Raw genomic sequence first — 8,848 nt, 5'->3', positions numbered from 1 at the left:
CCAGGCGCATTTTCCCCTCCTACTTTTCTCTCTGGAGGGGATTTTATTGCTTAACTTACCCCATGCGATCGCTTGAATCTATAACTAGCAACTTGGGTTACTAGTGGTCTAGCGCAAAAAATTTAAAGCTTCATTGAGCGATAAATCGCTCACCCTTCTCTTCGAGACGCTGCGCGAACGGGTTCGCCAGTCGCTCATGGGGGAAACCACGGCAGGTGCTTCAAGTCGGGAAACCCGCCCAACGCACTGCCTCCCCTTGGCGCTAGCCTCTCCCTTTGGGAGAAGACCGCGCTGGCTCACTACTTATTTTGTCGAATTTCATCGAATTTGGCACGCACTGCTTGAATATCTTGCCACATTAACCATTTGGGAGCGCCTACTTCGCGGGAAGGGTTACGCAGCAAGTAAGATGGGTGGAAAATCGGCATACATAAACGCCCTTCCCATTCAATCCATTTTCCACGAATTGTACCCATCGCTCCTTTGTCGCCAATTAAACCTTTGACGGCTGTTGCACCTGTCAAGAGAATAATTTTCGGGTCAACTATGCGAAGTTGTTCAAATAAATAGGGTTTGCAAGCCGCCATTTCTTTACTCGAAGGAACCCGATTATTTGGGGGTCGGCATTTGTTGATGTTACAAATGTATACATCTTTTTCTGTATCCAGTTCGACTGATGCCAAAATTTTCTCTAACAACTGCCCGGATCTGCCGACAAAGGGCAATCCAGTTTCATCTTCATTTTGACCGGGTGCTTCTCCCACAATCATAATCAGTGCTTTGAGGTTGCCGCGTCCGACGACGGCATGAGTCCGATTTTCTCCTAATCCACAACGGTGGCACTCATTGCAATGCTGCGCCAATTCGGTCATGCTGGGGTAAGTGCCGCTGGGAATGGGGATTTTGGCATCTGTGGGAATTAAATCTTTTTGCTGAAAGTTGGAATTCTCAAAGAGGCTTAATTGATTTTCGCTGCTCATGAAAATGAAGATGCTGACATCAGCGCCAGTCTAATAACTAATGTTTATTGGCGAACAAATAAATGCTACTTATATCTGTAGAGATTCTATTGTATCAATCAAATTGCCCGAAAATCCTTCATGATAAAAACAATGGTGTCTTAATGTGTTGGGGAAATTATGTCATATACCCCACTTTTTTGCGATCGCACTGATGCTGGTGAGAAGCTGGCACAACAGATTGATGCAATCAAGCAAAGTGCTGGGACAAAGCGACCAATTGTTTATGCCTTGCCTAGAGGGGGACTACCAGTAGCTGCACCTGTAGCGCGAATTTTGGGTTGTCCGCTGACGATTATGGTGGCGAAAAAGATTAGCCATCCACAAAACCCGGAGTTGGCAATTGGTGCGGTGACTGCTTCGGGAAATGTTCTTTGGAGTGAGCAAAAGTTACATAGCCGTAAAAATTATTTGCGATGGCAGCAGCCACTCGTTTCAGGAGTATCGCGTGAATTGGCTTTGAATGAAGCGATCGATAAAGCTAAACTACTTGAGGCACAATTAATTCCTGGTTGTCCCCAGGTAAATACAGAAAATGCTACGGTTATTTTAATTGATGATGGCATCGCCACGGGCATGACAATGGCTGTGGCGGCGATTGCAGCAAAAGCGCTTGGGTGTGCGTCAGTTTGGTTGTGTAGTCCTGTAGCGCCTTTAAAGTTGTTACCTTGGTTGAGTCAGTGGTGTGATCGCCTTATTATCTTGGAAACACCGGAACCTTTCTTAAGTGTTAGTAATTTCTATGTCGATTTTCCTCAAGTAGAATCCTCTGAAGCTCTGGTGTATCTCCAGCAACAACATCAGCCCTTAACCGATTGATAACTATTCAACTCGATTTCATGAGCATTAACAATACCACAAAAACAACCTTCTTTCTCAGTTAATTCAGTAAGTTCTTTCTTTCGGTGTATAACAATAACTTACAAGTAAAACTCTCGACAGAGATACCTTAATTGTTATTTTGCTACACCTATAATTGAGTCCTTGCGATCGCTCAATTTTGACGAATCCACTCAGCCTTATATATAAGAGCAGTTACTGGTGAGCCTAAAAGCGTTTGCCAGGAACTTATTCGGCACTACGTAGCACCACAGGTAAATAATATGTCTTTTGATCGTAACTCCCAACCCCTTTTAGCAGTAGATAGTAATTCAAATCAGAGAAGCCACACTGAAGAGGGAAATATTTATGGGTTAACTGTTCCGGAAATAGCTATCTCTGTGGGTGGTTCTTTTGGCTTTATTGTAGGTTGGGTAGTTTTTTTTCTCATGCTATCCAAATTGCGGACGGTTGTAGACAATAAAATCGTTTTTAGTATCAACAGTTTAAATAAACTTCCCTGTCAAAACTGTGAATTTTTTTGCAGCAACAATTATCTCAAGTGTGCCGTACAACCTTCGATGGTAATGACTGAAGCAGCAAAGAATTGCTCTGATTATTCGCCGAAAAATTCTAAATCAAGTCGGAAAAATTTCTGACGTTAGGATACTACTTATTACATATAACATTAAGATGCACTATGACAGGTAAGATAGCCTTGCCTGTCATTTTCAACAAAAAGGAAAATACGCGCTTTGTCTTCTTTAAAGTTTTAATGACAAAAATTTCTCAAGTAGACCGTCAGCGGGAGCATCAAGCGAACGAGCGCACATTTCTAGCTTGGCTGCGAACTTCAATCGCTTTAATCGGTTTTGGGTTTGCGATCGCTCGATTCAGCTTATTTCTGCGTCAACTTCATTCTACCCTAACTCAACAAGAACCTCAGGTGCATCCCATCTTTAATTCAGAAAACCTCGGTGTCAGCTTAGTAATTTTTGGTATTGTAGTTATAGCTTTAGCAGCTTGGCATTATAACCAAGTTTTTTGGCAGATTGAACAGAATAAATATCGCCCCAATCGCATAATGGTTTTGATAATCACCGCTATTATGATGATTTTGGGAACACTCAGCATTCCTCTAGTTTTGTGGGCAAATAAACTGCCCAATCCCACTACTAATTCTACCCAACGTCGTCAACGTTCTTTAGATGACTTTTAATCAGCGACGTTCTTTCATCCCAAAAACTAGCCGAAATAATGGCTTCATCAAACCAGGAAATAGATGATACATTGATGTCCAAAACTTCGCTGTACCGACAATTACATCAGCACGCTGATTTTTAACACCTTTCCAAATTGCTTGCGCTACATCTTCAGGCTTTTCTAGCAGGGGAGTGTGCAGCATTGTCTTGACTAAATCGTAGCGAGCTTTAGTTGTTTCCTCTTCCTTCCCGCGAAAGATTGTCCGTTCATCGATTTGGGTACGAATAAAACTGGGATAAATTCCAGTAACTTGAATTCCTTTCGGCGATAATTCTGCGTGTAGCGATTTGGTCAGCCCTGCGATCGCGTGCTTGCTGGTATTGTAAGGTATTTGGTAAGGAATCGCATCTAAACCAGCAATAGAACTGACATTGACGATTGTTCCTTTACCGCGTTTTAGTAAATGAGGCAAAATAGCATGAATCACATGGATATAACCCAAAAGATTCGTATTTATTATCTGTTGCCAATCGCTGAGTTGAAATTCTTCTACTGGTCCTAAAGCAAAAATACCAGCATTATTAATTACTACATCCACATGACCAAAATGCTGTATTGCCTTTTCCACTAAGTTGTTTACTTGCTGCGGATCTCTCACATCTGTGGGAATGGCAAGCGCTTCTCGACCAAGTTCGCGTACTTCGATTGCCGCAGCTTCTAAACGATCAACTTGACGCGCTGCCAGTACAATATCATATCCTTGACGGGCAAATTCAAGTGCTGTGGCTTTGCCGATGCCTTGAGATGCACCTGTAATAATTACTGTATTACTCATATAATTTTTGTTAGTTTGCTGCGCCTGTATTAAGTTGAATTAATATCCAAGTAAGATAAGTACCAATCGGACCCCAAAGAGCATAAGGTAAGAACAACCAAGAGGCTTTTTGAGAAATTGGCTTGACTAGAAACGCCAAAATGTAGACGATAATTGTAGCCAATCCACCAGCAATCATTCCCCCTATAAGGCTTTTAAGTTCTACGACAATCGGACTGTATGCTGAAGTTAAAAGAGCGATCGCAGCATACATACCCATCAATAACCAAGGGCGATTTTTTGAGTTTTCCCACACTATAATTGCTGAGATGGTGATGCAGACCCAAATAAAGATCCAAATAAACGGAATTAAAAATTCAAAAGTTAACCACGCGGGACGCTGTAAGTTTTGAAACCAGGGGTCGCGCAGTGATGTTAGCAAGCTACCACCAAAAAATAGTGCTGCGGAAACTGCGGTGATGATCCATCTTGCTTTCACAAAGATTGCTGTCAAGTTGAGATTACAATTAGTAGTTTAAGGTTGGATGGGCGATCGCCACACCTATCTAGGGGGGAACATCTCAATTTTGCAGCGGCAATACCCTGTAAGGGTATCGCTATACGTACAAAGCCTGCCTTCGCAGGCTGGAAAACTCATAGCCTGCGAAGGCAGGCTTTGTCTGTGTAGCCCCAGGCTTCTAGCCTGCGGGCGTGGGTGGGCAGGCGTTTTTTGTATTAAGGAGTTCTTCAACGCCGCAAAAACAATTGTGTAATATAGTAGCTGTTGCCAACTTTCCACACTCCTACGCCGGTTTCGCTGAAAAACGGACGCAAAATATTCTCTCGATGTCCTGGACTTTTCATCCAACCGTCAATCGCTGGTGATACTGGTTGGGAAATATTCTTACTTGTGAACAAGTTTTCGCCGACCACCCAATAATAAATTCCGCCTGCGCGTACTCGCTTTTCTAGGGTGCTGCCATTAGGTCCGGTGTGGCTGAAGAAGTTTTGTTCTGCCATTTGTCGGCTGTAGTTCCGGGCAACTTGCGCTAGTTTTTCATTATTTTGCAAGGGTTGCAGTTTGTTTTCCTGACGCACTTGATTGATACCTTGACGAATTGCAGCTTCAATTTTGGCGTTACTAGGAGATTGGGCGTTTTGTTGAGGCGATCGCGTTTCGTTTGAGGATGTCTCAATTCTCGGTAATGGTGGCAAATATTGCACTGCTGACTCACAGCTTGTCGTCAGAAGTGCGATCGCTGTCCCCATAATCCAAAGTATCGGGGATAATTGACGTTGCTGCATTTTAATAAATTTAATATTCAAAATAATCGGTTCTATTTTTATTATTTAAAGTAAATGTGACAAAAAAGTGACAACAGAATGAAAAAAACGATTTGCCCCAACTTCGCAGAAGTTGTCGGGGATCTGATTGGAAATAATAATTTTTGCGAGGTTCTATGAAACAAAGCGTGTCACTGCCAAATGAATGTATACTCCGTAAGGCTACATCTGAGGATATTTGGTCAATTAGATGGTTGGTGCTTTCGGCAAAACTTGACCCTACCCAAATACGCTTTTCGCAATTCTCGGTAATTGAATGCGAGGGGAAGATAGTAGCTTGCGGACAGCTTCGCAACTTTTATGATACACAAGAACTTGGTAGTTTGGTAGTTTCACCAGCTTGGAGAAATCGCGGTTTAGGAACTTTAGTTACGCGGCATTTAATTGAAGAAGCAACTCAACCGCTATATTTAGAATGTTTGGGTCAGCCGTTGGCGGAATTTTATACACGCTTTGGTTTTGTCGTAATTGCCTTTGAAGAATTACCGCGATCGCTTAAGGGTAAGTTTGGATTGTCGCAATTAGGCAAGAAGCTGCTGGGAGTTCCTGTAATATTTATGCATTATCCCAGCAGCTAAGTATAAAAGCGCTTGTAGTAACGGCTTTAGCCGTTTAAACCGAAGCTATGAGCGGTAAACCGCTCACTACATAACATAAAAAGAGTTTATACTCAAATTGAGCGAGAGAATTTTCTCTGTTGATTTCTGGTATGAGCATCAAAGATTACGGCAACATTTCTTAATAGTAGTTTGCCGATTTCTGTGATAATAATATATTTCGTTGATAACTCGACTAATTGATCGGCTTCTAATGGCTGTAACGCCTTTATTTCTAAGCTGAAGTATTCATCAAAGTTGATATTATACTTCTTTTCAATGTCTGGCTTATGCAGTTCGTGGTGACACATAATAGACATGATGACATCTCGTCTAATAATGTCATCTTGGCTGAGTTTGATGCCTTTACTAATTGGTAAAACACCCGCTTCAATTCCGCGATAATAATCTTGTAATTGCTTGTGATTTTGAGCGTAAGCGTCTTCTAACATACTGATGGATGTAGCACCAAAACCAAAGAGTTCTGTTTCTGCTAGGGTGGTGTAGCCTTGAAAATTGCGTTTTAGCGTGCGATTTTGTTGAGCGATCGCTAATTCATCATCAGCTTTAGCAAAATGATCCATCCCGATAAATAAATACTTGTTAGCTGTTAATTCCTCAATCGTCATCTTGAGAATTTCTAACTTTTCTTGCGGTAAGGGAAGCTTATCTTCAGGAATATTTTTTTGTACAGGCTTTACCCACGGCACATAAGCAAAATTAAAGACTACAATTCGGTTAGGGTCTAATTCAATTGTCTTTTTAATCGTTTCTTTGAAAGTTTCGCGAGTTTGATAAGGTAAACCATAAATTAAGTCTACATTCACACTTTTGAAGTTAGCTTCTTTAATCCAACTCATGACATCAAAGAGCATTTCTTCAGGTTGAACGCGATTTACAGCGACTTGAACTTGACGATTAAAATCTTGGATACCAAAACTAATTCGGTTAAAACCGATTTCTCTGAGAAAGAAAATATAATTTTTATCAACATAGCGGGGATTAATCTCAATTGAGATTTCCGCTTCTGAATCAATGGTGAAATGTTGTCTAATATTTTTCCACAAAAATTCTACTTGTTCGGGATTCAAATAGTTAGGAGTACCACCACCCCAGTGAATTTGCAGCACTTTTCTATCAGAATCAATTAAGGCTGATGTATTTTTAATATCTTGAACTAAAGACTGTAAATAAGGTTTAGCAATATTCTTATTGTTGGAAATTACCGTATTACAACCACAGAAGTAGCAAGGAATTTGACAAAACGGTATATGGAAATACAAAGAAAGCGGAGATTTCCTTTTATTTGAGTTAGCGATCGCTTCTTTAAAATCACTTTCACTAAATGCTTCTGTTAACTCAGTTGCCGGTGGATAACTGGTGTATCTCGGTGTCGGAGTATCATATTTTTGAATTAAATTAGAATCGAATTTAACGTTAGGAAGTATAAAAACCATAGTGAGTGGTAGTTAGTTGATAATGGATAGTGGATAAGAGTTAGTTGATAGAAATACACGTAGGGTGCGTTACGCCAAAGGCTAACGCACCCTACATATACTACTAACGCTATTAGTGTAGATGCAGATGCTAGTAATATTGATTTTTTTCTAAATGATTTAACGATTAATATTTGTCTAACTATAAATATATTAATCTGTTTTATTTTTTAAAGAAAGTATTTAATGTAAAAACGCTACAAACGAATTGCGTAAAAACCCAATATATCTAGCTAATTGTCGATTAAAAAGTTATTTTTCAATTGATAGACCTAGAAAGAAAATTATGGTTATATAGCTAATAAAGCATTAGATTAAAAGCAGAATTCTCATGGCTAATCTTCACACCCCAGAGCCTGAGTTACTGAAACCTGGTATTAAAGCACCAGTTCAGGAAACATTGTTAACACCCAGGTTTTACACCACTGACTTTGAAGCGATCGCGCAAATGGATATTTCGGCGCAAGAGCCTGAATTATTAGCAGTTTTAGAAGAGCTAAGAGCCGATTATAATCGGCATCATTTTGTACGCGGTAGCGAATTTCAACAGTGTTGGGATAGCATTGATGGGGAAACGCGACGTTCTTTTATTGACTTTTTAGAGCGCTCTTGTACTTCAGAATTTTCTGGTTTTTTGCTGTTTAAAGAACTATCGCGACGACTTAAAGAGCGAAATCCTATTTTAGCAGAAGCGTTTCTCTTAATGTCGCGGGATGAAGCACGTCATGCGGGATTTTTGAATAAGTCAATGGCAGATTTTAATCTTTCCTTAGACTTAAGTTATCTCACCAAGAATCGTACTTATACTTTCTTTCCGCCAGAGTGGGTTATTTATACTGTTTATTTATCTGAGAAAATTGGTTACTGGCGTTACATTTTAGTTTATCGCCATATGGAAGCACATCCAGAACATGAAATATATCCGTTATTTCGCTATTTTGAAAGTTGGTGTCAAGATGAAAACCGACATGGAGATTTTTTCAAAGCGCTGCTGCGATCGCAACCCCAATTATGGAATAATTGGAAATCGCGATTGTGGGTGCGTTTCTTTTTGCTGACAGTTTTTGCTACGCACACCTTGACAGTATTTGAACGAGCAACATTTTATGAATCTATGGGCATAAATCCCCGCGAATATAATACCAAAGTCATTGAGGAGACAAACAACACCGCTGCGAGAGCATTTCCCTTGACATTGAACACAAATCACCCAGAATTTTTCCGTCGGTTAGAAAAGTGTTCCGAGAAGAATCTGAAATTGGCAGAGATTAATGTAAGCGATCGCCCAAAAATTATCAAGTTATTCCAAAAACTACCCTTGTTACTTTCCATCATTTGGAATCTGTTGCGAATTTACCTGCTCAAACCGATTGATGCCGAATCATCACGGGCAACAGTTAGTTAAAATATAGCGTTTCCTGACCTAGCGAGGTACACCCGTAGGGGCACGGCACTGCCCATTGGTGTCAACTTAAGCAAAAAGTCAGCATAAGATGTAATCTAAGAACATTGGGTTTGATGTGATTAGTGATACATAATGAGTACAAAACGTCCAGC

General features: G+C 40.4%; 10 protein-coding genes. 5 read left to right on the top strand and 5 right to left on the bottom strand.

Annotated features, from left to right (window positions below; translation table 11 throughout):
- Positions 1-299: 299 nt before the first annotated feature.
- Positions 300-980: a uracil-DNA glycosylase gene (locus tag AABK37_RS38380; protein WP_432556663.1), complete on the bottom strand. Its 681-nt coding sequence runs from the start codon at positions 978-980 to the stop codon at positions 300-302.
- Positions 981-1,139: 159 nt separating this feature from the next.
- Between AABK37_RS38380 and AABK37_RS38375 the strand changes: the two genes are divergently transcribed.
- The 3 genes from AABK37_RS38375 (at position 1,140) to AABK37_RS38365 (ending at position 3,057) form a co-directional block, all read left to right on the top strand.
- Complete coding sequence (locus AABK37_RS38375; protein WP_432556662.1) at positions 1,140-1,838, top strand: phosphoribosyltransferase; 699 nt, start codon at positions 1,140-1,142, stop codon at positions 1,836-1,838.
- Between the two features lie 284 nt (positions 1,839-2,122).
- On the top strand, positions 2,123-2,497 hold the full coding sequence (locus AABK37_RS38370) for a hypothetical protein (RefSeq protein WP_432556661.1): 375 nt from the start codon (positions 2,123-2,125) through the stop codon (positions 2,495-2,497).
- 116 nt (positions 2,498-2,613) lie between these two features.
- Entirely contained in the window at positions 2,614-3,057 is a 444-nt protein-coding gene (locus AABK37_RS38365; protein ID WP_432556660.1) for a YidH family protein, read from the top strand.
- Here the strand turns inward: AABK37_RS38365 and AABK37_RS38360 are convergent, their stop codons facing one another.
- From AABK37_RS38360 to AABK37_RS38350, 3 genes are all read right to left on the bottom strand, one after another.
- Complete coding sequence (locus AABK37_RS38360; RefSeq protein WP_432556659.1) at positions 3,058-3,876, bottom strand: SDR family NAD(P)-dependent oxidoreductase; 819 nt, start codon at positions 3,874-3,876, stop codon at positions 3,058-3,060.
- A gap of 10 nt (positions 3,877-3,886) precedes the next feature.
- Entirely contained in the window at positions 3,887-4,354 is a 468-nt protein-coding gene (locus AABK37_RS38355) for a TspO/MBR family protein (protein ID WP_432556658.1), read from the bottom strand.
- A gap of 248 nt (positions 4,355-4,602) precedes the next feature.
- Positions 4,603-5,160, bottom strand: a complete 558-nt coding sequence (locus AABK37_RS38350; protein WP_432556657.1) for a CAP domain-containing protein — start codon at positions 5,158-5,160, stop codon at positions 4,603-4,605.
- A gap of 155 nt (positions 5,161-5,315) precedes the next feature.
- Here AABK37_RS38350 and AABK37_RS38345 point away from each other — a divergent pair, with 155 nt between their 5' ends.
- Entirely contained in the window at positions 5,316-5,777 is a 462-nt protein-coding gene (locus AABK37_RS38345) for a GNAT family N-acetyltransferase (RefSeq protein WP_432556656.1), read from the top strand.
- Positions 5,778-5,869: 92 nt separating this feature from the next.
- Here the strand turns inward: AABK37_RS38345 and hemN are convergent, their stop codons facing one another.
- Positions 5,870-7,252, bottom strand: a complete 1,383-nt coding sequence (hemN, locus tag AABK37_RS38340; RefSeq protein ID WP_432556655.1) for an oxygen-independent coproporphyrinogen III oxidase — start codon at positions 7,250-7,252, stop codon at positions 5,870-5,872.
- Between the two features lie 370 nt (positions 7,253-7,622).
- On the opposite strand from hemN, the gene acsF reads away from it, so the two are divergent.
- The gene (gene acsF / locus AABK37_RS38335) at positions 7,623-8,696 is read left to right on the top strand and encodes a magnesium-protoporphyrin IX monomethyl ester (oxidative) cyclase (RefSeq protein WP_432556654.1); all 1,074 of its coding nucleotides are present in this window, start codon (positions 7,623-7,625) and stop codon (positions 8,694-8,696) included.
- The last annotated feature ends 152 nt before the right edge of the window (positions 8,697-8,848 follow it).

Source organism: Tolypothrix sp. VBCCA 56010 (assembly GCF_050875635.1).
GTDB lineage: Bacteria > Cyanobacteriota > Cyanobacteriia > Cyanobacteriales > Nostocaceae > Hassallia.
The sequence above is the reverse complement of the archived record's forward strand: the minus strand, read 5'-3'. Positions and strand labels throughout refer to the sequence as shown.